General features: G+C 68.8%; 25 protein-coding genes and 3 pseudogenes. 8 read left to right on the top strand and 20 right to left on the bottom strand.

What is annotated here, in order from left to right; all coding sequences use genetic code 11:
* Positions 1–46: 46 nt before the first annotated feature.
* Together ACYVKX_RS15475 and ACYVKX_RS15470 are read right to left on the bottom strand one after the other, a co-directional pair.
* On the bottom strand, positions 47–649 hold the full coding sequence (locus tag ACYVKX_RS15475; protein ID WP_460834117.1) for a hypothetical protein: 603 nt from the start codon (positions 647–649) through the stop codon (positions 47–49).
* Positions 650–662: 13 nt separating this feature from the next.
* Positions 663–1,091, bottom strand: coding sequence for a single-stranded DNA-binding protein (locus tag ACYVKX_RS15470; RefSeq protein ID WP_460834113.1), 429 nt, complete (start codon positions 1,089–1,091; stop codon positions 663–665).
* Here ACYVKX_RS15470 and ACYVKX_RS15465 point away from each other — a divergent pair.
* Positions 978–1,292, top strand: a pseudogene (locus tag ACYVKX_RS15465) (DUF1272 domain-containing protein); the annotation flags it as partial. The gene ACYVKX_RS15470 and the pseudogene ACYVKX_RS15465 overlap by 114 nt on opposite strands.
* Before the next feature lie 161 nt (positions 1,293–1,453).
* Here the strand turns inward: ACYVKX_RS15465 and ACYVKX_RS15460 are convergent.
* The 7 genes and pseudogenes from ACYVKX_RS15460 to ACYVKX_RS15430 form a co-directional block, all read right to left on the bottom strand.
* A complete protein-coding gene (locus ACYVKX_RS15460; RefSeq protein ID WP_460834110.1) occupies positions 1,454–3,217 on the bottom strand; it encodes a type IV secretory system conjugative DNA transfer family protein in 1,764 nt (587 codons plus the stop codon).
* On the bottom strand, positions 3,214–3,807 hold the full coding sequence (locus ACYVKX_RS15455) for a hypothetical protein (protein WP_460834106.1): 594 nt from the start codon (positions 3,805–3,807) through the stop codon (positions 3,214–3,216). Before ACYVKX_RS15455 ends, ACYVKX_RS15460 begins: the two co-directional genes overlap by 4 nt.
* A complete protein-coding gene (locus ACYVKX_RS15450; RefSeq protein ID WP_460834104.1) occupies positions 3,804–4,256 on the bottom strand; it encodes a hypothetical protein in 453 nt (150 codons plus the stop codon). The genes ACYVKX_RS15455 and ACYVKX_RS15450 overlap by 4 nt, the downstream gene beginning before the upstream one ends.
* 66 nt (positions 4,257–4,322) lie before the next feature.
* Positions 4,323–6,518 carry a heavy metal translocating P-type ATPase gene (locus tag ACYVKX_RS15445; RefSeq protein WP_460834102.1) on the bottom strand — a complete coding sequence of 732 codons (2,196 nt, stop codon included), beginning with the start codon at positions 6,516–6,518 and terminating at the stop codon, positions 4,323–4,325.
* A 122-nt stretch (positions 6,519–6,640) separates the two neighbouring features.
* A pseudogene (locus ACYVKX_RS15440) lies at positions 6,641–6,787 on the bottom strand (hypothetical protein); the annotation flags it as partial.
* Between the two features lie 199 nt (positions 6,788–6,986).
* Positions 6,987–8,339, bottom strand: coding sequence for a dihydrolipoyl dehydrogenase family protein (locus tag ACYVKX_RS15435; protein WP_460834098.1), 1,353 nt, complete (start codon positions 8,337–8,339; stop codon positions 6,987–6,989).
* Positions 8,336–8,650: a DF family (seleno)protein gene (locus tag ACYVKX_RS15430; RefSeq protein WP_460834094.1), complete on the bottom strand. Its 315-nt coding sequence runs from the start codon at positions 8,648–8,650 to the stop codon at positions 8,336–8,338. Before ACYVKX_RS15430 ends, ACYVKX_RS15435 begins: the two co-directional genes overlap by 4 nt.
* Before the next feature lie 56 nt (positions 8,651–8,706).
* Between ACYVKX_RS15430 and ACYVKX_RS15425 the strand changes: the two genes are divergently transcribed.
* Positions 8,707–9,108 (top strand): heavy metal-responsive transcriptional regulator, encoded by a 402-nt coding sequence (locus ACYVKX_RS15425; protein ID WP_460834090.1) that lies wholly within the window; start codon positions 8,707–8,709, stop codon positions 9,106–9,108.
* Positions 9,109–9,336: 228 nt separating this feature from the next.
* Here ACYVKX_RS15425 and ACYVKX_RS15420 read toward each other — a convergent pair whose 3' ends face one another.
* From ACYVKX_RS15420 to ACYVKX_RS15410, 3 genes are all read right to left on the bottom strand, one after another.
* Positions 9,337–11,637, bottom strand: a complete 2,301-nt coding sequence (locus ACYVKX_RS15420) for a tyrosine-type recombinase/integrase (RefSeq protein ID WP_460834087.1) — start codon at positions 11,635–11,637, stop codon at positions 9,337–9,339.
* Between the two features lie 152 nt (positions 11,638–11,789).
* Positions 11,790–12,941, bottom strand: coding sequence for a tyrosine-type recombinase/integrase (locus tag ACYVKX_RS15415; protein ID WP_460834082.1), 1,152 nt, complete (start codon positions 12,939–12,941; stop codon positions 11,790–11,792).
* Positions 12,942–13,057: 116 nt separating this feature from the next.
* Positions 13,058–13,774, bottom strand: a complete 717-nt coding sequence (locus ACYVKX_RS15410; protein ID WP_460834079.1) for an ArdC family protein — start codon at positions 13,772–13,774, stop codon at positions 13,058–13,060.
* Positions 13,775–14,000: 226 nt separating this feature from the next.
* On the opposite strand from ACYVKX_RS15410, the gene ACYVKX_RS15405 reads away from it, so the two are divergent.
* From ACYVKX_RS15405 to ACYVKX_RS15380, 6 genes and pseudogenes are all read left to right on the top strand, one after another.
* Positions 14,001–15,101 carry a tyrosine-type recombinase/integrase gene (locus tag ACYVKX_RS15405; RefSeq protein WP_460834077.1) on the top strand — a complete coding sequence of 367 codons (1,101 nt, stop codon included), beginning with the start codon at positions 14,001–14,003 and terminating at the stop codon, positions 15,099–15,101.
* Between the two features lie 46 nt (positions 15,102–15,147).
* On the top strand, positions 15,148–15,492 hold the full coding sequence (locus ACYVKX_RS15400; protein WP_460834075.1) for a helix-turn-helix domain-containing protein: 345 nt from the start codon (positions 15,148–15,150) through the stop codon (positions 15,490–15,492).
* A 299-nt stretch (positions 15,493–15,791) separates the two neighbouring features.
* Entirely contained in the window at positions 15,792–17,342 is a 1,551-nt protein-coding gene (locus tag ACYVKX_RS15395) for a hypothetical protein (RefSeq protein WP_460834073.1), read from the top strand.
* 19 nt (positions 17,343–17,361) lie between these two features.
* The gene (locus ACYVKX_RS15390; protein WP_460834070.1) at positions 17,362–18,000 is read left to right on the top strand and encodes an AAA family ATPase; all 639 of its coding nucleotides are present in this window, start codon (positions 17,362–17,364) and stop codon (positions 17,998–18,000) included.
* An 18-nt stretch (positions 18,001–18,018) separates the two neighbouring features.
* A pseudogene (locus ACYVKX_RS15385) lies at positions 18,019–18,489 on the top strand (transglutaminase-like domain-containing protein); the annotation flags it as partial.
* Positions 18,490–18,537: 48 nt separating this feature from the next.
* Entirely contained in the window at positions 18,538–19,056 is a 519-nt protein-coding gene (locus ACYVKX_RS15380; protein ID WP_460834066.1) for a hypothetical protein, read from the top strand.
* A gap of 161 nt (positions 19,057–19,217) precedes the next feature.
* Here the strand turns inward: ACYVKX_RS15380 and ACYVKX_RS15375 are convergent, their stop codons facing one another.
* The 8 genes from ACYVKX_RS15375 to ACYVKX_RS15340 all read right to left on the bottom strand — a co-directional run bounded on the left by ACYVKX_RS15375 (position 19,218) and on the right by ACYVKX_RS15340 (position 26,911).
* On the bottom strand, positions 19,218–20,708 hold the full coding sequence (locus ACYVKX_RS15375) for a VirB4 family type IV secretion system protein (RefSeq protein WP_460834064.1): 1,491 nt from the start codon (positions 20,706–20,708) through the stop codon (positions 19,218–19,220).
* Positions 20,705–21,118 (bottom strand): hypothetical protein, encoded by a 414-nt coding sequence (locus ACYVKX_RS15370; protein ID WP_460834062.1) that lies wholly within the window; start codon positions 21,116–21,118, stop codon positions 20,705–20,707. Before ACYVKX_RS15370 ends, ACYVKX_RS15375 begins: the two co-directional genes overlap by 4 nt.
* A 97-nt stretch (positions 21,119–21,215) precedes the next feature.
* A complete protein-coding gene (locus tag ACYVKX_RS15365) occupies positions 21,216–22,691 on the bottom strand; it encodes an SCO6880 family protein (RefSeq protein ID WP_460834060.1) in 1,476 nt (491 codons plus the stop codon).
* Positions 22,692–22,694: 3 nt separating this feature from the next.
* The gene (locus tag ACYVKX_RS15360; RefSeq protein WP_460834058.1) at positions 22,695–23,984 is read right to left on the bottom strand and encodes a TrbL/VirB6 family protein; all 1,290 of its coding nucleotides are present in this window, start codon (positions 23,982–23,984) and stop codon (positions 22,695–22,697) included.
* A gap of 100 nt (positions 23,985–24,084) precedes the next feature.
* On the bottom strand, positions 24,085–24,402 hold the full coding sequence (locus ACYVKX_RS15355) for a DUF6112 family protein (protein WP_460834055.1): 318 nt from the start codon (positions 24,400–24,402) through the stop codon (positions 24,085–24,087).
* Positions 24,403–24,683: 281 nt separating this feature from the next.
* Positions 24,684–24,974, bottom strand: coding sequence for a DUF6112 family protein (locus ACYVKX_RS15350; protein ID WP_460834053.1), 291 nt, complete (start codon positions 24,972–24,974; stop codon positions 24,684–24,686).
* Positions 24,971–26,212: a M23 family metallopeptidase gene (locus tag ACYVKX_RS15345; RefSeq protein WP_460834051.1), complete on the bottom strand. Its 1,242-nt coding sequence runs from the start codon at positions 26,210–26,212 to the stop codon at positions 24,971–24,973. Before ACYVKX_RS15345 ends, ACYVKX_RS15350 begins: the two co-directional genes overlap by 4 nt.
* Positions 26,213–26,227: 15 nt before the next feature.
* Complete coding sequence (locus tag ACYVKX_RS15340; RefSeq protein WP_460834049.1) at positions 26,228–26,911, bottom strand: hypothetical protein; 684 nt, start codon at positions 26,909–26,911, stop codon at positions 26,228–26,230.
* Positions 26,912–26,960 lie beyond the last annotated feature (49 nt).

The raw sequence follows: 26,960 nt of genomic DNA, 5'->3' as shown, positions 1-26,960 counted from the left end.
GTGCGGCTGTGGATGAGGGCCGCGTGCAGTGCCGCTGTGGAGCCGGCTACGACGCGGCGTGGACTTGGTCTTCGATGGCGCGACGGACGGTGACGTCGTCGCGGACGAACAGCAGGAAGTCGGCGTACCGGTCGACGATCTCGGTCTCGGCGCCGTTCTCACGCGTCGGTTCGCCCGGCCAGGTGGTCTGTCGAGTGGGTCGGTCGCGGTCGAGCCGACAGCCGGCGGTAGAGACCCATTCACGGAGCCGGTTGCGGGCCTCGGCGAAGTCGCGGTGCCACCCGATCGGACCCGAGGGGGTGCCATCGGGGTGGTAGGCGTTGAGCCAGTGGGTGTGCAGGGCGGAGAGTTCCCAGACCAGTTCGTCGTGGCGATGCCAGTACGGCGGCACCACCGTGGGCGGCAGCCCGTAGGTGAGGCGTAGCCAGGTCACCCAGGCGTCGAGGTCGGTCCACTCGGCCATCGCCTCGTCGCCGGTCAACAGGTTCCAGTTGATCGGCCGCAACGACTCGCCCTCACCCAACTCACCAAGCTCGCTGAAGCCGGAGTAGTCGACGGTCCCGAACAGCTCGGGACCGCCGTACTCGCCTCGGTCTGACTCGCTGGTGTCGAGGTCGAGGAGCGTCGATTGGCGGTGGTCGGTGCTCATCGCACGGTGCCGGTCAGAGCCCGACGGCCCGGGCGGGCTCGTTCACAACCGTCATCTCGTTGGTGGGTGGGTCGGGCTGCTGGGAGGGTGTGCGGTCCACGACGTAGCGGGTGCGGGCGCAGTCGTGCCCGATCCGTCGGGCGACGAACTGCTCACGGACCTCGGCGTGCTTGCTCTCGTCGGGCTGGTACTCGTGGATGTAGCCCGAGGCGACGATCTGGTCGCCCGGCTTGAACCGCGGGTAGGCCCGCTCGGCGGCGCGGTCGAAGAGCACCAGGTCGCAGTAGACCGGGTCGAGCTTGGTGAAGGAGCCGTTGGTCTCCTTGCGGTGCTGCTCGATCCCGACGCGGCAGTAGAACCTCGCGTGCCCGCGGCCGGTGAAGGTGAGCTCGGGGGCGGTGGCGATGAACCCCTGGAGGCTCATCTGGGTGGGAATCGTCATCACTGGCTCCTGACGGTCTGGGCGGCCGCCCTGCTGGCGACTGCTCTCAGACCTCAGGTGTGCGACGGTCGTACGTCGGCCTCGATAGAGCTGGCGTTCGCGCTGGAGTTGCGCCCGAACTGTGAGTGCTACGATCGCGACCTCGCGGTCGACCCCGACGACGTGTGGATCTGCACGTTCGAGTGCACCTGGTGTGGCGACTGCGCGGGACGTGCTGGCGATGGTGTGTCCGAACTGCGGCGGCAACCTGCGTCCGTCCGGGGCGTCCGGTCGCGAAGGTCGACGAGCCCCCGGCTACGACGACGCGCGTGTTCAATCCCGGCTGCCAGCCGACGGCGCACGCGCGGAAGGCCGAGGGCGGTTCAGCGGCGCTGCAGTTCGGTCTCGACCTGGGTCCGCTGTTGCCGGAGTTCGCTGGCGTCTTTGCGGGCGGTCCAGGGGCGTAGGTCGGTGACCAGAGGTGGCGCGCTGCGCAGCAGGACGAGGGCGGTGCCGAAGGGCAGGGTCCGGATGACTTCGGGTGGCATGACCGGAACCCGGCGTATCGAGCGTTGCAGGGAGCGTGAGCCGTAGTCGCCGACCGAGACGGTGTCGGTCTTCTCGTCGCGTTCCCCGATGAGAGCGGAGAGGTCTTGGAGGTCCTTGGCTGAGGAGGTGCCGCCGAGGATGACCTTGACGATGCTTGCGTCCCAGATCGCGCCGGCGGCGTGGTCGCCCCACTTGTCGCGTGCCTGGGAGAGTGACTGGAGGACCGGCATGGTGGTGATGCCGGTGCCGCCGCCTTCGGCCATGAGCACGGGCAGCGACGGGAGCGGGGAGAGGTTCCCGATCTCGTCCAACGCCAGCAACAAGGGCGGGTCGAGGCGTGCGCCGGGTGAGGCGGCGGCGAGGTGGCGAGCGGTTTCGACGAGGTCTTCGATGAACGCGGCGACCAGCGACCACGAAGCACCTGCTCCGGCGCCAGTGGCGAGCAGGTAGAGAGTCCCGTTGTGGGTGAGGAACTGGACGGGGTCGAACTGCTCGCCAGGCTGGGGTGAGACGACGTCGAGGACCCGAGGGTCGGCCAGGCAGGACAGGGCGAGGGAGACGCCCATCCAGATCGAGTCACGGGTACGGGGGTCGGCGTGGATCATCGACTCCAGCGAATCGGCCCACCCAGGCGCCGCGTCGGGGTCGCTGGCGAGGATCGCGACCGCGTCGGCTGCCGCTGAGGGTGAGAGCGTCCACCCGAACAACTCCCGCGGCGACCTCTGGTCGAGGGCTGCGGCGTGGAGGAGGGCTTGGAGTGCGGTGCGGGTCTTGCCTTCCCAGAACCCACCGGATTCAACGCCTCCGGTGGAGAGGCCGGTGGCCGAGGCGAGGCCGGTGGCGCGGATCATCGCGGTCAGGGGGTCTTCGCAGCCGCGTACGGGCGACCACCGCAGCCCGGCTGGGAGTCCTTCGGCCAGCCGTTGTGGGTCGAACACCGCGACTGGGCCGCGCGCTTGGCGGGCGGTGAGGGTGGCGGCGATGTTGTCGGGCCGGGTGGCGGTGGTGATAACCGCGCCGGGGGCGTCGAGGATCGCGTTGATTACCACGTGCAGGCCCTTCCCGGACCGGGGTGGTCCGAGGAGGAGCATCGAGTCCTCCACCGACGCCCACACGCTCTGGCCACGCGATCGGCCGAGCAGGTAGCCGATATCGGAGGCGGCGGGTTTGTCCAACGACGGTCGCAGCGTCCGTCCCCTGGCGAGTAGCGCTCTGCTGGATGTCACGGCCCGGACGTCGCGACTGGTCGCGACACCGGCCAGGTGATGCGGGTTTTGTGAGGTGGTGTGCCGCATCGTCGCGATGAGCCGCCACACCACCAGGCCGAGCCCTGCTATCGCGGCGAGCATCACGGCCAGGACGAGCCAGTAGACCCACGCCGGGAGTCCGTCGGCGCCGAGCGCCCCTGTCGGGTCGGTGGGGTGCGCCAGCACCCGGAGGCCCGCGTCCCAGCCGCCGGTCGGCTGCTCGGCGCGCGAGAGGAACGCTGCGACCGTTCCGGCGAGTCTCAGGATCGCCGCGACGACACCGATGGCGGCAATGAGGATCAGGCCGAGGTTGACCAGCTCGTCGTCGACGCCTTGGCTGCGGGGGTTCACGCGGCCCCGCCGCTGACGCTGCCGCTGGTACTGCTGCTGACGAGGACGGTGCCGGACTCCCTGCCCATGAACACCACCAGCCCGGGGTGGGCCTCCAGAAGCGCTGGTGGCAGCCGGAGGCGGGCTGTGCCGTCGGTGGTGGTGGTCTGGTGGGCCACGATGACCGCGACCGCGACGTCCTCATTCGGCAGGAACCCGTCGCCGGTCACCTCACCCGCGCTCGTGGTGATTCCGCGGATCAGCTTCACGGGCTCCGGCTCGACAGGACGGGGCTTGACCGTCGCCGGCTTGCTGGGTGTCTCGGGCACCGCTCGGTGGCTGGGGGTGACGATGTCGGTGAACGCCGAGCGGTCGGCTTCGCGAACCTCGACCCGGACCGCCGTACCGAGGTCGTCGGCGATGTCGTCGACGACTCGTTTGAGGTCGTCGCGGGTCAGGGAGTCCTGCGCCGAGTACGGCTCGTGATCGAGGGTGACGCTCAGAAACCCGTTCTCATCGACGTCGACCTCGACCAGCGGCATCACCACCGGGACCCGGATGGTCTGCCGGTCGTCGCGTCGGTACGGCGCACCGGTGTGAAGCATGCTCATCGTCCGACCGTCTCCACTTCCCGCTGCGCGACGGGCTGCACCGACACCGCATCCCGGCCAGCCGACCGGCCAACCGACCGTCCGGCAGCGAGGGCTTCGCGGTCGAGTCCGGGTGGGTTGCCGTCACCGACCTGCGGGGTGTCGAGGGTGTCCAGGATCGTGACCGCAGCGCCACGGACCCGTTCGGCGGTGGCCTGGACGACCTCGACCGGGGTCTTGCCCTGGACACTCGATGCCCACGAGGCGACGTAGGGGATGGTGTAGTCGTCGGTAGCAAGGCCGTGGGCGGCGCTGACCATGAGCGCAACCGACTCGGCCTCGACCTCGGCGATGCCGCGGTGCAGAACCGCGTCGGCCCGCGCATCAGGCTGGCCGGGGCCGTGGAGCATCACGTGCCCCAGCTCTTTTCTGCACCAGCCCCGACACGTGCCGGGCTTGTCTCCGGTCATGTCTCTTAGGTGTGTGGCGTCGGCCAGAAAGCAGTCGCGCGGTGCGGTAAGCCGATCGCCGCCCGGTCAACCGACCGACTCGAGCTCGTCACGCTTGGCCGGCTCTGCACCGGCAGCCTGCGCTGGGAGCCGGAGACGCTTGAGGAGCAGCGCGTTGACGGCCACCAGGAAGCTGGACCCGGACATGGATAGGGCGGCGACCTCGGGGCGGAGCACCAGTCCGAGGGCGGGCTCGAAGACGCCGGCCGCGATGGGCAACGCCACGGCGTTGTAGCCGACGGCCCAGCCGAGGTTCTGCCGCATCTTGCGCAGCGTGCCGCGCCCGATGGTCAACGCCACCGGGACGTCGAGCGGGTCGGAGCGCATGAGGACGATGTCCGCGGCCTCGATGGCGACGTCGGTGCCGGCGCCCACGGCGATGCCGACGTCGGCCTGCACCAGCGAGGGCGAGTCGTTGACACCGTCACCGACCATCGCGACGACGCGCCCTTGGGCCTGCAACTGCTGGACCTGGTGGGCCTTGTCCTCGGGCAGCACTTCGGCGATCACGGTGTCGATGCCCAGCTCCGCGGCGATCCGCTCCGCGGTTGCCCGGTTGTCGCCGGTGAGCATCGCCACCCGAATGCCGGCGTCGTGGAGGGCCGCGACGGTCGCCGGGGAGGTCTCGCGGGCTGCGTCGGCCATCCCGATCACGCCGACAGCCGAGCCGTCGACGGCGACGAATACCGCCGTCCGGCCGCCGGAGGCGATCTCATCGCGCCGCGCTCCCAGGTCGCCGGTCACGGCGATGCCCTCGGACTCCATGAGGCGACGGTTGCCGATCGCCACCTTGTGGCCGTCAACCTCGGCAAGGGCGCCGATCCCGGTGACGTTGCGGAACCCCGTGGCGCGCAGCCGCGGGACGTCGGTCGCGTCGACGTAGCTCACGACCGCCTGGGCGAGCGGGTGCTCGGACTCCCGCTCCAGGGCGCCCGCGAGGGCCAGCAGGCGGTCGCGGTCGATGTCGCCCAGCACCACGTCGGTGACCTCAGGCTCGCCCTTGGTGAGGGTGCCGGTCTTGTCGAAGACGACCGTGTCGATCCGCGCGGAGGTTTCGATCGCGGTGGCGTTCTTGAACAGGATCCCCCGCTTCGCGCCGAGTCCGGAGCCGACCATGATCGCGGTCGGCGTGGCCAGGCCGAGGGCGTCGGGGCAGGTGATCACCACGACGGTGATGGCGAACAGCAACGCGGTCTGCACACTTGCACCCGCCGCCAGCCAGACCAGGAAGGTGCCGACTCCGCCGACCAGGGCAACCAGGACGAGCCAGAACGCAGCCTTGTCCGCCAGTCGCTGTCCGGGCGCCTTGGAGTTCTGCGCCTGCTGCACCAGCGCGACGATCCGGGCCAGGGCAGTGTCGGCGCCCACCTTGGTGGCACGCACCCGGAGCGTGCCGCTGGCGTTGACGGTGGCGCCGATGACCGGGTCGCCGGGCACCTTGTGCACCGGCAGGCTCTCGCCCGTCACCATCGACTCGTCGACCTCCGAGTCGCCCTCCTCGACGACGCCGTCGGTGGCGAACTTCGCGCCGGGCCGCACCAGGAGTAGCTCGTCGACCTGGACCTCCGCCGTCGGGACCTCGACCGGTTCGCCGTCGCGGAGAACAACAGCCATCGGCGGCGCCAGGTCGAGCAGTGTGCGGATCGCGTCGTTCGCGCCGCCCCGGGCACGCATCTCGAACCAGTGACCCAGCAGCACGAACGCCGTCAGCATCACGGCGGCCTCGTAGAAGACCTCACCGCCGCCGGTGAGGGTGATCCCGAGGGAGTAGAGCCAGCCGGCGCCGACGGCCACCGCGACCAGCACCATCATGTCCAGGGTCCGGGCGCGCAGGGCCCGCCAGGCCCCATCGAAGAAGATCCACGCGGAGTAGAAGATGACCGGGAGCGACAGGATCAGGGTGAACACGTCGTCGCGCAGCCCGAACGGGGCCGCCGCGTCGAAGCCGAGCATGTCGCGGCCCATCGGGGAGTACAGCGAGACGGGCACGGCCAGCAGCAGAGCCACCAGGAACCGGTTGCGCATGTCGCGGACCATGTCGTCCATCGACATCGCACCGTGTCCGCCGTGGCCCATCGCATCATGCGGCGACGAGACCGGGGAGGCAGCAGCGTTCGCGTGAGCCGGGTGCCCCTCGTAGGCGGCGTGCCCGCCGTGCGCGGCTTGGCCGTCGAGGTCGGTGTGTCCCGGCTCGAGCATCGGGTCGCACACGTGGTGGGGCACGGACTGGCCCGCGCAGTGGAAGCCGCACTCACGCACCCAGTCCCGCAGTTCCCCACGTTCGTGCGGTTGCGGTCATAGGTCACCGTGGCGGTCTGGGCCACCGGGTTGGCCTCGACCGACAGCACCCCGGGACGACGAGACAGCACCGCCTCGGCCACGTTCTTGCTGGACGCCCACTGGACCCCAGAGACCTCGAGGACCGCGGTCGCGGTCCCCTCGCGGCCTGCTTGGTCATCGTGCTGACCCGCGGAGTGTTCGTGCGTTCTCATCGTCCTGCCTCCAGTTCGGAAAGGTCTCTCGGCGTCAAGTCGGTGCATGGCGCGTGGCGTCGTGGCTGGCGTCGTACAGACGGCTGGGAACCGTCGCAACGCCAAGACCATTGGACACCGCGAACCGGGTACCCGCCGTTGCGACTCCCACCACCCTCTCGGTGCTCTGTCTGGGGTTCTGTGTCGTGGCGCCACGGGGTCAGAGCATCGAGCCGAGGTCTGATCCGACCGTGGGGTAGGCGGCCGTCATCGACTTCAGTTGCCGGGTGGTCAGGTCGAGTTTGATCGCGAGTCCGAGGAAGTTGATCAGTTCGGCGTACTCCGGGCCGAGCAGGTGGGCTCCGACGATCCGGTCGCTGGATCGTTCGACGAGGATCTTGGTCGCCGCGGTGGTCTCACCGATCCTGTAGTTGGAGTACCAGCCGCTGGTGTCGCGGTACCGGACGTCGATGTCGATTCCTTGGTCGCGGGCCTCTTGCTCCAGCATCCCCACCCGGGCGAGCTCGGGGATCGTGAAGACCGCCGTGGGGATTCCGGCGTAGTCGGGGACTGTCTTGGTCGCCTTGAGCATGTTGGACGCGGCGACCTTGGCCTCCGCCACGGCGACCGGGGTCAGCGGCATGCCGGGGCTGTTGGCCGCGTCGCCCGCGGCGTAGACGGCAGGGTTGGTGGTGCTCTGCAGGTGACCGGCCACGCGCACGCCGTGGGCGTCCCACTCGACCCCGGCCGCGTCCAGGTCAAGGCCCGCGACGTCGGGGATCCGGCCGGCTCCGTGAACCACGAGGTCGAACTCCCGGGTCACCGCGTCGCCGGATCGTTCCCCAGTGACCTGGTATCCGCGCTCGGTATTCACGATCGAGGTGACCGTCGTGGCGCGCTGCATCTCGATCCCTGCCTCGATGCCCCGGCTGATGAGGAGCTCGACCAGGTCGGGGTCGAAACTCTTGAGCGGCACCGGGCCGCGGTCGATGATGGTTGCGACGCTGCCGGCCCGCGCCGCGATGTGCGCGAACTCGAACGAGATGAAGCCACCACCGACGAACAGGATCCTCGGGGGCAGCACCTCCAGGTCCATGAACTCGGTGCTGTCGATCATGTGCTCGTGTCCCGGGAAGTCCAACGGCCGGGGACGGGCACCGGTGGCGATCAGGAGGTGGGTCGCCGCGTACGAGGCGCCGGCGATCTGGAGGGTGTTCGCGCCGGTGAACCGGGCCTCGCCGTGCAGGGTGTCGACGCCATTGCGAGACAGACGGTTCTCCGTGTTCTGCGGGACCGGGTCGGTGAAGCCATGCTTGTGCTTGATCAGGTCGGTCCAGTTGATCGACAGGCCGGCGTCATCTATGCCCTTGCCGCGCAGCAGTCGGGCGCTGTCGAGGATCTCGGCACCGCGCCGCAGGATCTTCTTCGGGTCGCACCCGCGCAACGCGCACGTGCCTCCGTACGGCAGTACGTCGACGATCGCGACGTTCCAGCCCGCCGCGGCGCACTTGTTCGCCGCAGCGACACCGGCCATGCCCGCGCCGACCACAATCAAGTCGTACGCCTGGGTCATCGCACGCCTTCGTCCACCACGGTGAGCGCCGCCCGGAGTTGGTCCGTAGTGGGCGCCCCGGCCAAGCCATCTGGTGTGCCGTACACACGACAGGACAGCCCCACCTCTGCGCCCGGCTCGGCGAACAGGTCGACGCCGTCGACGAGGATGCTGGGCGAGCCGCGGAATCCCACCCGCTCAGCATCCTCCAGTGTTTCGACACGCCGATGTGTCACCGTGACGTCGATGCGCTCTGCGGCAATGGCCGCAAGACGCTGGTCAGCGACCTGCCAGTTGGGGCAGTCATCGAAGTACAACAACGTGATGTCCATGCCCGCGAGGGTAAACCTTGATCTGCGGTATAAGGTCAAGCCGCTAGACTTGCGCCATGCTGATCGGAGAGCTCGCCGACACGGTCGGGGTGCCCAGCCAGACCCTTCGGTTCTACGAGCGCAAGCGGCTCCTGCCCGAACCGGGGCGCAGCGCCAACGGCTACCGCGTCTACGACCACTCCACGCTGACCCGGCTGCACTTCATCAGGCTGGCGCAGGCCGCGGGACTCACCCTCGCCGAAATCCGCAGCATCATCGAACTGCGCGACGAGGGGGCCGCGCCATGCACGCACGTGGCGGCGCTCATCGACCACAAGCTCACCGACGTCCAGGAACGCATCAGACACCTCGCCGCCCTGGAATCAGAGCTCGAAGCACTCGTCGAACGCAGCCAAGTCCTCGATCCCGCGGACTGCGCCGACGCCGACATCTGTCACATCCTCTCCGCGCCGAAGTAGCCGACCCCGAGCCGGTCAACGCGTCTTCCGGGACGCGGTCAACGCCCTCGACTCACGAACGACGAGTTCCCTTCTCGAGGCGTAGCTCGACGCCTCCTCCTCGGCGCACCCGGGCACCGGAGCAACCTACGTCGGACGGAGGCCCGCGAGTCCGGAACGCCCGCTACTCGGCTGAGCCGCAGTCGCGCTCGCGTCCCGCAAGCCCCGATCGCCGGCTGACGCGGCACATCATTTGCGGCGCGGGAAGATGGGCATGCCGAGGTTGGTTGCGGTGCGCTGCATCTGGGTGAGCTTCTGCTCGGCTGCGGCGAGGCTGGTCCGCAGGCCGTCGACTTCGCCGAGCCAGCCACGCTGAGTGGCCTCGGCGATCCGCTCTTCGAGGCTGGCGATGATGCTCTGTAGCCGTTGGTGCTGGTCGGGGTCAGGGCGGAGCATCGGGCAGCGGATACAGGCATGTTCGTGTTGGCAGCCGATGCCGTAGGCACGCCCGCAGGTGCCGAGCTCGAGCTTGCGCTGGGCGAAGTGGCCGAGGAACTCGTCCCACTCGCTGTCGGTGGGCTCGCGGTACTCCTGCGACGGTCGGAGTGCCCGTCGGCGCGCGATGTAGGAACGGTGATGCTCGATCACGTCCTGGTCGTAGACAGCGACGTAGGTCTGGGTCGTCGCGATCGAGTCGTGGCCCAGGATCTTGGCGGTGATGTGCACGGGCAGGCCGGATGCGACGGCCTCGGTGGCGAAGATCCTCCGGAAGTCGTGCGGGCTGAACTTGGCGGGTGTGCGGTCGCTGTTGGTGATCTTCGCAGTGGTGACCAGCTCGTCGAGCAGTTTGACGACGTACGACGAGCTCATCGCGATCCTTCCGGTGCCCCACGGCCGCTGGAACAGGAACGGGAGTTCTGGGCTGTGGACGCGTTCGGCACTGTCGTAGCGGCTGACCAGCGGCAGCTGCTCGTTGTCGCCGCGGACATGGGAGATGATCTCGGCGAAAGCCACCGCGAGCTCGGGCCCGATGACCAAGAGCCGTTCCTTGTCGGTCTTGGACGGGGTGATCTGCAGCATCGGGACCACCTCGCCGGTCGACGGCAGCCGGTAGGAAACGAACGATCGGTGGGTGATCTCGAGGACCTCCTCGATCCGTGCCCCGGTGTGACGCAGGACCTCGACCAGCGCCCAAGCCCAGACCGCCCGGTCGGCCTCAAGGCTCAGGTTCCTGCGATTGTCCTGCGGCCGGGCGCTGGTGCCGCTGCGCACCGGAGCATCGACGTACACATGCCCACGACTGACCTTCCGGCCGCTGCTCGCGTCGTCGCTCAGGGACGCCCGTCGCAGCGTGCTCCCTGCCTCGGTGAACCACTCTCCAGGAGGAGTTGCGGCGGCGGCATCGAGCAGAGCCTTGGCCGTGGTCTTGTGGGCGCTGGCTGCGTCGACGAGCCGTGGCAGCAGCGGCGCCAACTCCCGGATGCGCTGGTGGGTGCGTGACCGTGACCGCTTGAGCATCTTGGTCATGCCAGCCAGGTCGCGGGAGTCCACCGGCGATGGTGCGGCCCATCTGGCCCACCGGGCCGGGTCCTCCAGCGCCCAGTGGGACAGGTCGGCGTAGAAGGCTCGGACGGCCATGAGGACCGTGTACGGGTCCTCGCGCTTCTTCCCCACGCGGTTGCTGCCGTACAGCACTGGGCCGCTGAGCCTGGTCTTCCAGCGCCGGGCGACGCCGTCGGTCAGGTGGAGGGTGTCGATGCCGGGCTCGTGGATCTCCAGGTCGCGCCAGAACAGCAGCACGAGTTTGGCTGCGAGGTAGCGGATGGAGTTGTAGTCCATCGCGGCTCGGCGTTCGTAGAGGTAGGCGACGAGCAGGTCCCGGATCGGGCGGCAGACGACGTCGTAGCGGTCGACCATCTCCTCGATCGTGAGTTGCCCTCGTCGGGACGCGGCGAAGATGGTTGGCGGGCTGTCGGCCGGGACGATCGCGGCTTCCCGGAGCAGCGTGTACCAGCGGGGGTGGGATCGGCCACGATAGCCGTCCTGTGCTCGGTGTGCCTCGATGCAGTCCGGCAGCGTGATGTCGGCCAAGGTGCCGCCGTTGTGGACCAGCATCCTGGTGAGCTGGTTCAGCGCGTGGGCCCGGTCGCTCGGCAACATTCGCACATCAGCGTCGCACAGGCGCTCGATGTGGGCGAACCCCGCGGGATCACGCAGCGCCCGCAGCCGTTCGTAGAGTCTGGGGGTGGCGTGCGTGGCGTAGAGCCAGGAGTAGTCGGGACGGATCGCGTCCAGCAGCAGTAGCCTGCCCACCGCAGCGACGAGGTAGCCATGTTTATCGGGCTCGGTCGCCAAGGTGGTCCACTCCTTCCCGGCCGCGTTCGCCCCCGAGGCGTGCCACCGTTGCTGCCACGACTCGCCGGGGAATCTCAGCAGCCACCCGAGCAGGGTTTCCGCGAACAGCGCCTGGCTGCGGATCTGCTTCGGCGAGGTGGTGCCGTTCGCGAGTTCCAGGTCGCGGACCGCGTCGAGCACCTCCTCATAGCTCATCTGGGAGGCGGCCCAGATGGTGGGTCGGGCGATCGCAGGTGTCGGCAGCGCCGGGGTCGGTGCCTTGGGGCGTCGGGCCCCGTTGTTGGCGGGCACGTGGCGCGATGGACGCCCGGCCCTCTGCAGATGGGCGACTGCGTCGATATGGTCTCTCATGGCCGCGTCCCGCCGAACAGCACCGCCAGCACCTCGGCTGAGTATCCGGCCGCGTCCACCGGCGGCGGTGGTGGTGTGGTCGGCCGTTCGGCACGGTCGCGGTGATGGGCGAGCACCCGGCTGACGACCTCTTCCTCCCGCGGACGCAGGTAGAGCTGGGTCGTGGTGATGTGGGCGTGGCCCAACACCCACTGCACGTCGCTCAGCGACATGCTCGGGTCCTCGACCATCCGCTGGGCGGCGGTGTGACGCAGGTCGTGGAGTGTCCACGCGGTGCCCAACGACTCGTTCGCGCGCTGCAGCATGCGTCGTGCCGCGGAGTAGTTCAGGGGACGCACCGGGCGGCGCCTGGTCAACCACAACGCCTGCTCGCCGTCGGGTCGATTTGAGTGCCGCTCGTAGAGCCGGAGCCACACGAATGCATCGGCCGAGGCCGGCAGCCACTGCAAGCGTCCCGACCCCTTTCGGTGGACGCCGATGCGCTGGTCGCCTGGGTTCACGAGGTCCACGGTGACGCCGAGCAGCTCCGAGGCGCGGGCACCGGTCGAGACGTAGAACGCCAGCAGTGCTCGGTCGCGGTCGGAGCGCAGCGTCGCGAAGAGCTCGTCGAAGAGCCGGTCTGGGAGGTGTCGGGGGATCCGCTCGGGCATCTTCTGCCGCAGCGGAGCCCTCGGTCCGGGCGCGAAGGGCTGCATCGGATTGTGGTGTGCCTGCGTCCTTCGTCCGGCTCGGTGGTCGGCGTCGGGGACCGGGTTGATCAGCGGTCCGTCGCCAGCGCGGATCCGGTCGGCGTAGAACATCTTGATGACAGCGAGCGCGTGGTTGATGGTCGCGGGCGCGTACCCGCCCTGCCGACCTGCTGGGCCGACCAGGCGCATCCACAACACGAAGTCGCGTGCCTCAAGGCGAGTCGCGCCATGCCAAGGCACGTCGATCGCGACGATGAATCGCCACCACCGCAGCAGCGCCAGGCCGTAGGAGCGGAGCGAGCTGACGCTCGCACCACAGGCCAACATCGTCGCGAAGAACTCGCTGACCTCCTCGATCGGCTCGCCCGTGGCATCCAGCAGGACCGTGCCCGGTGCCGCCTCGATGTTGACCACGGCTCCGATGGCCGGGACGACCAGTCCTGTCACGTCACGCTGCATCCATGTCTCCTTCCGCTCCTTGTTCGTTGCGACGAAGGGCAGCACGCACAAGCTCAAGACGCGTGGAGATCTGGATTCAGCGGCGAGTCGTCGTGCACGTTGCGGCCGTTGACGGCTCAGGACCTTCCCGTTGGTGCGATCAATAGGTCGTGCGCGAGTGTCTTGACCTGGGCCGCGTCGTCCATGTCCATCCGCACCGACACCTCGCGGGTCAGGTAGTCGGTCAGCCCGTTCGCGCCACCGATCGCGGCCGCGCTGGAGACCAGCCGCAACTCGAAACCGCGGGCGGTGATCTGATCAGCCAGTCCGTCCCACAACCCCTCCGGTGCCTGGCCGCGCAACAGCGCCGGTTGGGGTGCTTCGGGGATCGGTTCGCCGTCGGTCTGGGAGATGTCCCACACGTACGCCGGCTTCAAGCCCACCAGCTTCGAGCGGACCGCCTCCCCGGCGCTGGGCTTCTCCCCACGGGCCAGGCGACGCCACGACTCCGGGTTACCGGGGTTCGACGAGGCGAACCGGGCGGTGACGGGTGCGAGGATCGCGTACCCCGACTGGCCTTTCATCACCGACCGGCCCAGGCTCTGCCACTGACGGAACCCCGCGATGTAGGTCGGCATCGGGTCGGGCACCCGGCCCTGCTGATAGGCCGCGGCGTGCTGCACCGCGATCAGCATCGTGTTGTTGAACGAGCGTGAGCGGAACCGGGCGGCGAACTCCATCGCCTGCTTCCAGTCCTCACCGGTCACCAGCGTGCTCACCGACTCGGTCAGCTTCTGGTGCAGCGCTTCGAGCTTCTCCTCGCGGGCCGCGAGGTCACGGGTCGGGACTCTCATGACGCGCCTCCTGTCTCAGGAGCCAGGTGTGCCGCCGGTGCGTTGTTGTTCATATGGCCTGTCTCTAGGCATGGCGGTTCGTTTCGTGGATCTGGGCATGTGATTTGCGTTCGTGCAGGTAGTGCAGGTTCCCGGACGCTGAGAGACTTGGTGATCATCGGTCGCCTTTCCTGACGGTTTGGGCGTATTCTCGGCGCATGGCCGACATCAGTGAACTGAGTTCCTGATGAGCCTGCGCGTCCTGCCAGGCGGCGCGGCCACGTACGTTCTCGCGACGCCGCAGGACGTCGAGGACTTCGAGCAAGAGTTGGTCGACCAGTACGCGCTGGCGATGGTCGCCGCGGGGCTGAGCGACGGACACATCCGCAATAGCCGCGCCACCGTCATCGAGTTCGCCCGATCGCTGACCCGTCCGCTGTGGGAAGCGACGCCCCAGGACGCCGATCAGTTCCTTGCCTATCAGCGGCGCCTCGGGCGCACCGTGTCGACGCGGGCCGGCAAGGCGGGCACGCTGTCGGTGTTCTACGAGTTCGTCATCGACCGCTACGCCGGAGACATCCGCCGCACGACCGGAGTCCAGGTCGAGCAGCCGATCGACGAGTACAACCGCCAGTCCGGCGCCTCCCTGGGCAATGCGCGGGTTCCGCCGTCGGATCAGGAGGTCGACGCGCTCTTCACGGGGTGGCGTGAATCGGTCCCGCACGCCCGGAAGTACCTCCCGGCGGCTCGGGACTACTTCGCAGCCTCGCTGTGGCGTCGACTTGGGTTGCGGATCAACGAGTCCGTGATGCTCGACATCCGCGACTGGCGTCCAGACCTCGGCGGATGCGGCAAGCTGCACGTCCGCTTCGGCAAGGGCAGCCGCGGCCGCGGACCCAAGCCACGCCTGATCCCGGCCATCAACGGCGCCGACCAACTCATCGAATGGTGGCTGGCCGAAGTCCGCCCGCAGTACGGCGCTGACTGGGCAGACCCCGACGCGCCGTTGCTGCCCTCCGAACGACTCGACCACGACCTCGGGCGCTGCCGCCGCGCCCGTGCCGACGTCCTCCGCAGGACGCTGAACAGCCAGGTCGACCAGTGGCTCCCGGCCTGGACGGGCCGGATGACCCCGCACGTCCTGCGGCACTACTGCGCGTCCTCGCTGTATGAGGCCGGCATGGACCTCAAGGCCATCCAGGAACTCCTGGGCCACCTGTGGCTGGCGACGACCTCGGGCTACATCCACGTCCGCAGCGACCACATCCAGCACGCCTGGGACCAGGCCAACGAACGACTCGAAAGCCGCTTCGGCCAGCGACGCCTGACCGGACCACCGACACCCTGATCCGCCCGACCAGTCCGAAGAAGTGCTGAGGAAAGAGAGGAAGCAGATGCAGTGGAATCTGCGGCTGCGGGCCGCCGAGCGAGGGATCTGGAAGTCCGCCGAGCTGCGCCGGATGCTCGCCGCCGCCGGCCTCGAGATCTCCGCGGGCAAGATGTCATCGTGGTGGGCCGGCACCCCGATCACGATGCGCTTGGACGACCTCGACGTGCTGTGCGATGTGTTGGGCTGCACGATGAACGACCTGATGAGCCCTGAGCCCGACAAGGTCGCGGCCCGGCGGCCCCACGCCGCCGACGCAGTCAACGGCGACGACCACCCCTCCGACAGCAGTCCGAGCACGACGCCCGTGCGGCCGCGGCCAGGCACACCCCGCTCGACCCCACCGCTGTAGGCGACGCGAACATCTCGGGTTCGGCGAATGGGACTGGACGTGGGCTGATGCCAAGACCTGGACCGAACGCTCCGCTGAGGCTGCCTCCCAAGTGCACCCGCTGCCAGATCAACCCCGTCGCGTGGACCAGTCCGCGGGTCGACTTCTGCTACGACTGCCTTCCCGGCGGACCATTCATCTCGCCACCCTGCCGACGATGCGGAGACAGAGCCGACTACTTCAGCCAGGGCCTGTGCAGCCGCTGCCACCCCCGAAGCCCCGAGCACATCGACGCCTGCAAGGGCTGCCTGGCCTGGGGCGTGTACCCCCGTCACAACTGGACCTGCTGGTCCTGCCGGTGGTGGCAGGGCCACTACCCGAAGGGGACGTGCAAGCACTGCGGCCGGGTCACCCGCGTCAGCGACACCGGCGTCTGCCGCCTGTGCCTGGAGAACGCGCGCTTCGATCAAGCGCCCGGCCGCGCGCCCGACGTCGCCGGGTCGAACAGGCACAGTCAACAGCTGTTCTTCGCCAACATGGTCTTCAAGCGCCGCGTGAGCGAGCTGCCGGCCTACGTCACCTGGGACGGCCGCTGGTCGCAGAAGAACAAGAACCAGCTGCCCCACCAGCCGGGCACCCGGTTCAACGAAGACGCACCTGAGCAGCTCACGCTGTTCGACATGGACCCCGACCCCGAGGTCCTGCGACAGCGCATTCTTGTCGAGGACAGCGACCTCACCCGCTACTGCGCCGCCATCGTCGCGGACCACGCCCACCGGTACGGCTGGAGCGTGCGGCAACGTAACGCCGTCATGCAGACCCTGCGGATGCTGCAGACCGTCCGGCCAACCCCGACCGCGTTGATCCGCGCCAGCGACGTCGTCGCGATGCGCCGCTACGACGGCACGATCTTCTCGACCATCGACGTTCTCGCCGAAGCCGGGCTCCTGATCGAGGACGTCCCCACCCGGGTCGAGTGCTACTTCACTGCCAAGTTCATCGACTCCGGTGCCCTGCCCGACACGATGCGCCAGCACCTTGAGCTGTGGCTGCAGATCATGCTCGGCGGGTCCCGACAGGCGCCCCGCCAGTTCCCGCGCGAACCTGAGACCGTCGAGCTGCACATCCAGGGCCTCGCCCCAGTCGTTCAGGCATGGGTCGAGGCCGGCCGCCGGTCGTTCGCCGAGATCACCCAGGACGACATCCTCACCGCACTCGCCGGCTTGCCGAAGAACACGAGCCATCGGCACTTCGCCGAGAACGGGCTGAAGTCGCTGTTCAGGATTCTCAAGGGTCGACGGCTCGTCTTCGCGAACCCCATGCGCGGCATTGACCTGACGCGTGTCGCCACCAACATTCCGCTCCCGCTGGACACCGAGCTGATCCGGGCCGAGCTGGACTCTCCGAACCCCGCCACCGCGCTCGCCGTCGCGCTGATCACCTTCCACGCGCTGACGGGCAAGGAGGTCCGCGAGCTCCAGTTGACTGACATCGTCGACGGTCGACTCCGCCTCAACGGCCGCGACATCCCCCTCGCCGCACCCGTTAGAGCTCGGCTCGCAGCCTGGCTCGACTACCGCAACCGGACGTGGCCCAACACCGCCAACCCGCACCTGCTGATCAACCGGCGCACAGCGCCGCGGCTCGTCCCCGGCGGCCACTCCTCCCCCTGGAAAGACAGCGCCATCCGACCCAGGGCCCTGCGTGAGGACCGCATCCTCCACGAGATCCACGCCACGGGCGGCGACGTACGACGCATCTGCGACCTGTTCGGCATGAGCGTCGAAGGAGCCGCCCGCTACCTCGCGACCGTCGAGCATCCCGACCTCACCACCCATCCCGGCGGTGGCGCGGACACGAGCGACCAATGAGGCAGGAGAAGATGGGCCCATGCTGATCGTGATGGCCGGGCTTCCAGGCTCGGGCAAGAGTGCTGTGGGCAACGAGGTCGCGCGCGCTCTCGGCTGCGCCGTCCTGTCCGTCGATCCGATCGAAGCCGCGATGTGGCGCGCAGGCATCGACCGCGATCAACCCACTGGCCTGGCCGCGTATGTCGTCGCCGAAGACCTCGCCAGGGAGCAACTCCGGCTCGGCAACGACGTAGTCGTCGATGCCGTCAACGATGTCGAGCCAGCCCGCGATCAGTGGCGCTCGCTCTCGGCCGAGGTCGGCCAGGCGATCGTGTTCGTCGAGGTGTTCTGCAGTGACGAACAGGAGCACCAGATCCGATTGGCCAGCAGGCGACGCGGGATCGACGGCTTCCCCGAACCGACCTGGGAGTCCGTGGTCGCCCGCAAACGCGGATTCAGCGACTGGCACGACGACCGCGTCAAAGTCGATTCGATGCGACCCCTCGACGAGCTCGTAGACGAGGTTCTCGAACACCTCGCGCGAGTCAGGTCCACCCCGGAAGGCCAGCCCGCCCTGCCACTGCTGGCCGAGCCGCCGACCCACTACCTCGGTGGCGACTCGATCATCCAAACGGACGACCCCGACGTGGTCGCACTCGGCAAAGAGCTCCGGGACTGACATGCCAGCGACACCGAGTTCGCCAAGGCCGCGTTTGAGTGGGTCCGCGACAAGATTGCCCACGCGTACGACGCCCAAGACCACCGCGTCACCCTCACCGCATCCCAGGTGCTCTCCGAGGGCGTCGGCCTCTGCTACGCCAAGTCGAACCTCCTCGCAGCGATCCTGCGCAGTCAAGGAGTTCCCGCCGGCCTCTGCTACCAGCGCCTCGGCGACCCGGACGACGGATACGTCCTCCACGGCCTTGTCGCCGTCCACCTCAACGGTGCCTGGCACCGGCAAGACCCACGCGGCAACAAGGTTGGCATCGACGCACAGTTCTCGCGCGGGACTGAGCAGCTTGCCTACGTCATCGACGAGAACAAGGGCGAGCGGGACTACCCGCGGCTCTACGTCTCCGCCGTGGATGAGGTCGTCAACGCCCTGCAGGATGCCGACGACATCCTCACATGCCCGCTCCCATCTGAACTCTCGACGCTGCGCGCCTGAACCGACTGCACGAACGTCCAACCACGCTCCCGCTCTAGGGTGGGCGCCGTGGAACTCTGGGGAGCGGCCTTGTTCGGCGAACCTTGTCGGGAATGCGACTTCGGCTGGTCGATCACTCCGCCGGAGGCAATCTGCTGGGTGCGGGGCTTCGAGGAACACGCTCGCCAAGCGGCTGGCTCCCTGATATGCCAGGAGCGCCTCGACGGCTGGTCGGTCGCCGAGTACGTCTCCCACGTGGGTGACAACCTCCGCCAATGGTCCGAGCGGATCCAAGCCGCGCGATTGGCAGGGCAACGCGACGTCGCCGGATACGACCCTGACGCCCTGGGCGAAGCGAGAGGCTACGCCTCCATCCCGCTCGAAGTCGGGCTGTGGTCGGCGGGCAATGCCGCCGAGCGATGGGCGGATGTGCTGACCGCTGCTGTCGATGAAGGCGTGGAGTTGCAGCACGCCACGCGTGGACTCCAGCGTGCGGAAGACATCGCGCGCAACAACTGCCACGACGCCAACCACCACATCTGGGACATCAAGCGAATCGCGGCAGCATCCGCAGCTCCCGGCAGTTGAAAGCCGATCGAGGTCATGCGCGCAGTCGTTGACTGCGGGGCCAGAGTTCTCCGCGTGGTTGGCAACCATCCGGCAGTTCAGCGAACATGCACGTAGACGCCCCACTTCGGCGCCGAGCGTGTGACAGTTCGGCGAGAAACCTTCAGAAATCCAACGAACAGTCACAGGGCGGTGTTCATGCGGGCGGTGGTGTCGAAGAGCTCCAGTTCGGCGGGGTGGAGTTGATGCTGGACGACGAACGAGCGGTGCTTGATCCGCCACAGCCCTTGCCCGGTCCCGAGGGTTGGGAGCAGTGACTGTTCGGTTCCCGTGAGTCCGAGGGCTGCGGCGGTGGTGCGGAGCTGGTCGGACTCTTGCCGGTAGACGACACGGGTCTCGGCGTTCGCGAGCAGAGAGGAGGCGAGTGCCCGCATCGCGGAGCCTTGGTCGCCGACGTTGTCGAGGTCGGAGAGCTTGTGGAAGATCAGCATGTTCGCGATCCCGTAGTGCCGCGCGAGCCGCCAGTGGGCATCCATGCGCCGCAGCAGCGCCGGGTGCGACATCATCCGCCAGGCCTCGTCGTACACCACCCACCGCTGGCCACCGGCTGGGTCGAGTAGGGCTGATTCCATCCATGCCGAGGCGCAGGTCATCAGCACCGAGATGAGGGTCGCGTTCTCGGTCACCCGCGACAGGTCGAGCGAGATCATCGGCAGGGTCGGGTCGAACCGGACCGTGGACGGGCCGTCGAACAAGCCCGCCAGGTCACCGGCGACGAGTCGCCGTAGCGCGTGTCCGACCAGGCGCCCGTCTTCGGCCATCCGCCCGTCGGTGTCGGTTGCCCGGTCGGGGGCCAAGAGCCGTTCTACGACCATCGGGAGGACCGGTACGTCGGCCGTGCGGACGGTGTCGGTCAGGGCGATGTCGATCGCGGTGTGCTCCAACGGTGTGAGCCGCCGATCCAGCACGGTCTCGGCGAGCGCGCCGACCAGATCGCGCCGCCGCGAGGTGACTTGCGCCGCCCACTGAACGTCGTCGAGGCCGGCGGGGCGGTGTCCCTCGTCGAGCGGGTTGAGCCGTTTTGGCATCCCGTGGCCGAGCGCGATCGCCTTCCCGCCGACCGCTTCGGCGACAGCGGTGTGCTCGCCCTTCGGGTCGCCGGGCACGTAGACGCGCCGTCCGAACGGGATCGAGCGGGTGTAGAGGCTCTTGGCGAGCGCGGACTTGCCGGAGCCGACGATGCCGGCGAGGACGAGGTTGGGTGCGGTGATCAGGCTGCGGGCGTAGAGGACCCACGGGTCGTAGACGAACGAGGACCCGGAGTAGAGGTCCTGGCCCACGAACACGCCGTCGCTTCCGAGGCCGCCCTCGGCGAGGAATGGGTAGGCGCCCGCGAGTGTGGCCGAGGTGTCCTGATGTCGTGGAAGCCTCAGCCGGCCAGGGGTACGCAGGGCGGCGGGTCCGGGCTCGCCCGCCCTCGGCAACACGACCGTCGACCGTCGTTCCGCGGCGAGTTGATCGGCCTTGGCCTTCGACGCTGTCTTGCGGGTCTCGTAGTCCTCGGCGAGCAGTGACTTGGCGGCGGCTCTGCGTGCTCGTCGGTCGCGGCGTCGTTCGCGGCGAGGGGCCAGCAGGACCGTGCTGTGCACACGGTCCTCGGTCCAGCCGTTCATCGTGACAGCCCGTGGCCGGCCGGCCGGTGAGGGGCGTCAGTGGTAGCGGGGGTGGCGGGGAAGTCGCGGTGGACGTAGGTGAGGGAGGACTCGGCGTTGTGGGCGTTGGCGATGCACTCGCCGATCTGGTGGAGCATCTCGCCGGCCCGGTGGAGCTCCCATGCCACCTGGTAGGCCGCCGCCCGCCCGTTCGGTGAATGATCGGTCGCCCACACGCTCTTGGTGGCGCCGTCGTGGAACCTGGCGACTTGGTGGAGCGACTGGCTCAGCGACGCGACGGCCGAGGTGAGCGACCCGAGCACCGAGTAGATCTGACGCGGGTCCTCGACGGAACGGGTTGCGTGTGCCAGGGCCCGTAGCGCGGCCTGTGCTTGGTCGGCGGCGGCCGCGGGGTTTTCAGACGTGGGCATCGGAGCCCCCTTCTCGGGTCGGGTCGAGAGGAAGGTGTGACGTCCGCGCCACAGCGCCTGTTGGTGCCGCCGCGAGCACGGGTCGCTGTTCGATCAGTCAGGTCGGACGGCACAGCGGCAGGGCGGCAGCCGCGAACGCCTGGGCCTGCTGACCCCAAAGCCGACGCGTCTCGCAGGACGCTTGGATCGCCGCCTGCTCGATGTCGGCGACGGCGCGTTCGAGCTCGTCGGGGTCTGGGGCGCTGATGGCGATGAGGCCGGTGGTGCGGAGGATGCCGTGGCCGGCGGTGAGGTCGGCTTCCTGTTGGAGGACGTCGTGGTATTCGGCGGACTGTTGGGCGTCCTCGATCTGGCCGATGCGTTGGCGTTGGGCGGCGTCGGAGATGTACTCGGTCTTCTTCTTGCGGATGTCGCGTGCGGCCTGGTCGGTTCGCATCGGCGTGTAGAGCAGCGTGAAGGTGCGGCGTACGCCGGAGGAGAGCAGGACGGGTGCGAGGAAGCCGGGGTAGACCAGCGACCGTGGCCATTCGCTGATCCAGAGCACGCAGTGGTGTGCGGAGTCCGAGCGCATGCGGGACCAGTTCTCGGTCACGGCGATGGGTCCGGCGGTGGCGAGGTCGCGGCCGAGGTCGCCGTGGCGTTCCAGGGCTCCGGCGACGACGGGGTCGTACGCCGAGCGCAGGATCACGGCGAGGTCTCCGGGTTCCAGCCAGCCCGACGGTGCGAGGTCCGCGGCGCGGAGGGCGGCGGTCAGGGTCGACATCTCCTGCCGGAGCACGGCCGCGGCCCCTCGGTTGCCGCCACCGGCGGCGCGGATCGCGCGGCTCGCGGTCTTCATGTCGAGTGAGATGGACACGGTGCTGGCGTGTCGTTCGCCGGCAGGGCCGGCGCGGTCGATGAGTTCGCCGTACGTCGTGGAGGTCCAGTCATTGCCGGAGTCGTCGTGGTGGCCGTGCTGGGACCACCATCGGGCCAGGCCCTTGCCGGAGTCGGGCAGGGTCCGTTCCATCACCTGCAAGGAGGCGATGCGTCCGGATCGGCAGGCGGTGGCGAGCACGCGGCCCCAGGTCGTGACCCGGCGTTGCTGCTCGGTGGGGTCGAGCAGGATGAACGCGGGGTGGGTGACGCCGACGATTGCGGTCATGGTCGCGGCGTGCGGGTCGTGGACCATCACCGCACCGGTTTCGGGGTCCAGCCATTGCCGAAGCCGCGCCGCGTCGCCGGGGAGCGACAGGGTGCCTGCGGGCCGGGGTTTGACGATGCGCCTGCGAAAGAGCAGCTGCCCGCCGGTCGAGCGCCACACCCAGGCGGCGACGACCGGGAGCCACTCGACGATCTTGCGGCCACCGATGCCGACGAACGCGATCGCGGCGGATGTCAGCAGGACGGGCGCGACGTACATCAGCGCGGCGCCGCCGCCGGAGTACAGGGCGCCGACCAGAACGATCGCACCGGCGCCGACCACGACCAGCTGCGACCCGGACAGGCCGAGAAGTACGCCGCGGCGGGCCAGACGGGAGAACTTCACCGGCGCGAGCTCGTGATCGCCCTGTGCTGTCGTCTGGTGGCTCACGGGTCAGCCTTCCCTGCCGTTGGACTCGACGGGAACCGGGTCCGCGACCTGCGGCGGCAGCGGCCTTGGCCGGGGCGTGCCGGGCGTACCTGGCCGAGAGGCCGAAGCGGTCGGGGTCTGGTCGGCGGCGTCGACGTGTTGCGAGGCCGCGTCACCGACGGCCTGGCCGGTGCGGACCCCGGCGGTCGCGGCCTCCTTCGCCACCACCAGACCGGCAACAACCCCGCCCGCAGCCGCGCCACCAGCACCCGCACCCGCGCCACCGCCAGCTGCGGTGCCGCCACCACTCGACGACGCGCCGGCGGCGCCGGTCGAAGGACCTGACCCCGTCGGTGGTGCCGAGGGCGTCGACGATCCGCCATTGCCGCTCCCGCTACTCCCGCCGCTGCCGGCGTCGAGGATCTTGCTCGGCTGGGAGCTCGGTGCTCGGTTCGTCGGGATCGGCACCGGTCGGTTGAGCGCTGCCTTGCTTTCCTGCTCGGCCGACATCGCGTGGTAGATGTCGAAGCCCATGAACGCGATGGCCTTGTAGGTCAGGTAGGGCGCGAACCCAGCCATCAGCATCAGAACGACGCCGGCGATGGGTTCAGAGATGGACTGGATGTCGCTGTCAATGGGTGCGGAGACCTGCGCGGTCGCGAGCAGGAAAATCACCACCAAGACGACCTTCGACAGAATGAGCGCGATCACGAACGAGGCCCACTTGCTGACCCAGCCGCGGGTGTGGTCCCAGCTCGACCCGGCCAGCGCGATCGGGGCGAACACGATCGCGATGAGCAGCAGCGCCTTGCGGACCAGGAGGCTGATCCACACGATGCATGCCGCGCCGATGGCGAGGCCGGCGATGAAGATCGTCAGGATCGCGCCCGCGCCGGGGGCGGCGACGTTCAGCCCGGCGAGTCCGCTGGTCAACAACGCGATCCGGTTGCCCATCTGCTCCATGTTGGTTCCGGCGGCGTTGACGATGCCGATGCAGAGCTGGTCGGTGACCTCCAGCGCGGTCGCCAAGAGCGCAAGGGCGACAAAGGATCCGAGGATCGACTTCGCCAACCCGAGTGCGGCCCGCGTGAGCGCGGCGGGTTCTCGTCGGATCATGCCGCCGATGACTTGGAGCATGAAGAAGCCGAGCATGACGAAGACGGCGACGCCGAAGAGGACGTTGTAGACCTTCGTGTACTGGCTGCTGGTGACGTCGACCATCGTGGTCGAGTCGAAGACCTTCCAGACCGCCTCGAACATCCAGCCCGCCGCGTTCCCCATGCCTTGGGCGAGCCAGTCGAAAGGCGCGGCCACCAACGAGCCGGCCGCTTCGCCCGCGGTGTCGCATACCGATGAGATGACAGATACGGCGCATACGTCGACCATCGTCGTGTTCCTGTTCTGCTCAGCCGGTTCAGACCGACTGGCCGACGTTCCAGAAGAAGTTGACCAGGGCCACCGACGCGCCGGTGATGATCGCCGCGCCGAGGCCGACGAGGACGCCGGTCTTGCCGCGCCCGGCCAGGTGCGGGTTGGACGAGTTGGCGCCGAGCGCCCACACGATCGCGGACACGATGAGTGCGAGTACGGCGAGGATCAGCCCGACCGTCATCGTTGCTCCGACGATCGTCTTGAGCTGGCTGATGCCGGGCAGGCCGTTGGAGTTCGGGCCGATGCTGATGTCCTGCGGCAACAGCGACACGACCGTGCTGGACCGAGCGATGGGGATCACGATTCCTCCTGAGCGAATAGGCGGGTCACTTGCTCAGGTGTTCGTCTGGGACCCTTCGGACTCGACGCCGGATGGTTCGTCGTTTCGGCGGGTTCCTCGCCTGGGCTCCGCGATCCGTCTCGGCTCCCAGGTCACTCGCCCTAGCCACGACGATGACCGATCAACGTGCAAGAAGCTGACCGAGGGCCGGGTGTGTCGGTCTATGGCTCGGCGGACACCGCGGTGGGTGCCGATGCGGCATTAGTGGATGTGAACCAGCGTGGTTGACATCTGCCCGCCGGTCACAGAGTCGCGCCCAGGTCGAGCAGCCAGTTGGCCCATGTCAGCGCCCCGCCGGCGAGTATCACGCCGCCGAGCGCGACGAAAAGCCCGGTCTTGGCCTTGCTGGCGGTCTGCCAACTGCCTTGCGCGGAGCCGATGGCCCATGTTGCGGCGCAGATGACGACCATCAGCACGGCAACGATCAGGCCGTAGGTCAGCAGGGCGCCGACGACGGCGCGCAGTTGATTGGAGCCGCCGACCGCGCCGAAGTCCGGCCCGACGAGCGGGAGTGGAGCAGCAGGAACCTTCACGCTACGTAGGTGTCAGCCCAGAACGCGCTGCGCCGAACCCCCCCGATCTGTCGGGACGTAAGGGGACGACCGCCACGCCAGCTGGGCGCCGTGACTAGGGATTGGACTGACGGGACGGTGTTCGGCTTGCTGGTGAAGTGCACGTGGTCGTAGTGGCCGCCGGTGACGCTGGCGGGGTTGTACATGCCTCCGCCGTCGTAGGGGCGCCATCCTTCGCTGGTCCTTGCCAGGGACCAGATCTTGGCTTGCCAGATGACGTATTCCACGCCGAGGGTCTCGGCGTTGGTCTTGAGCCAGTTCGCGAGTTGCCAGCCGAGGGTGAGTGCGGGGCCGGTGGCGGCGACGCCGATGGCGTTGCCGAGGGTGCCGTCGCATGCTCGGCCGAGGGGGTGTTCGGAGGTGGTGCCGGGGCGTGGTGACCAGCAGGCCCAGGCGGTGGCGGGGAATCGGGAGCGGATCTGGGCGAGGATGGCGGCGGTGCGGGCGGTGATCTTGCCGTTGCTGGTGGGGTCGTCGACGAGTTGTGAGGGGTCGGTCCCGTTGAACGGCGTGGCTGTGCCGTCCGGTCCGCCACACCCAGCACTCCCAGTCTCGGCGCCAGTGTCGGTGCCGGTGTTGAGGTCGATGGCTCCGCGTGCGGCGAGCCACGGCGTGGGGTCGATGGGGGCGGCGTCGCGGCCGCCGGGGCGGACCTCGAACTGGAGGTGGGGTCCGGTGGCGTAGCCCTCTGCGCCGACGGCGGCGATGGGTTGTCCGGCGCTCACGGTGTCGCCGGTCTTCACGCGGATGCTCGCCGCGGTCATGTGGGCGTAACGAGTCACGACGAGCTGTCCGGCCACGGTGTGCTCGATCATGATGAGGTTGCCGTAGCCGGCCGAGGGGCCGGCGAACACGACGCGACCGTCGGCGGCGGCGAAGATCGGGGTCCCGGAGGGTGCAGCCAGGTCGAGGCCGGGGTGCAGGGCGCGGACCCCGGTGATCGGGTGGGTCCTCATCCCGAATCCGCTGGTGAGCACCCAGGTCCCGGCCGGGAGCGGGAACACGACCCGCGAGGTTTCACCGACCGGTGTCGATGGCGTCGCCCCCGGGTTCGGCGTGCCGGTTGCCGTGCCGGCGGCCGGGCCGGTGGGGAGGCAGGAGGCCTGAGCGGCCGGATTGAGTAGCGCTGCCGCGCTCAGCAGCGCCGCAGCGGGTGCGAGAAGGAGCAGCAGTACGCCGGCGACCAGCATGGTGCGCATCCCGGGTCGCCGCCTTCAGTTCAGGGGTTCGTCGAGTCGGGAGAGCCGCAGCAGCCGGCATTGGGGGTAGGACGGCTTGCAGACGATGAACACGGTGAACGCGACCTGGTGGGCGCTGCTCACTGGTTCGGACTCCCAGACGCCGGCGCGGTTGCGGGTCCCGGTGATCGTGTAGGCCGTCGTGCCGGGCAGTAGTCTGTCGCCTGCCTGCGCTTGGGCTTCTGCCCACGAGGTCGGCGTGGTCGTCGAGTCGATGGTGAGCCATTGGCGGGTTTCGTAGGTAGCGAGTTCGACCCAGGCGGCCTGGGTCGGCAGGTAGTTGTCGAGATCGGCGACCAGGCCAGGGCTCGACTCGCCGGTCGGGTCGGCCACGGCGAGGAGCTGGTCGACGTGGTCGGTGCGAGTGATCAGGGTGGTGGTGTCCCACGCGAAGATCGCCTCGGCGACCAGACGGGCGAAGGTCTCAGGGTCGGATGTGGGCTTCAGCGCGGGGATTTCGGTGATCACGGTGTTCGTCTCGACCGGGGGATCCCCGGCCATGCCGTTTGCAGTGGTGGTCGGTGCGGGTGTCGGCAAGGGCGAACGGTCGACTAGGACGGCGTACGTCACGGCCGCGATCAGCAGAAGGACGCCTGCGGTCGCGGCGACGATGACGCGTCGTCGGCGGAGGTCAGCGGGAGCGGCGGTGGGGTGGAGCATCGGCGTGGCCTTCGTGAGTCGGTGTGGTCACGACTCAGGTGTGCCACTC

The organism is Nocardioides hungaricus (genome assembly GCF_054782915.1).
Note: the sequence above shows the minus strand (reverse complement) of the source record. Positions and strands in the feature narration are given on the sequence as shown.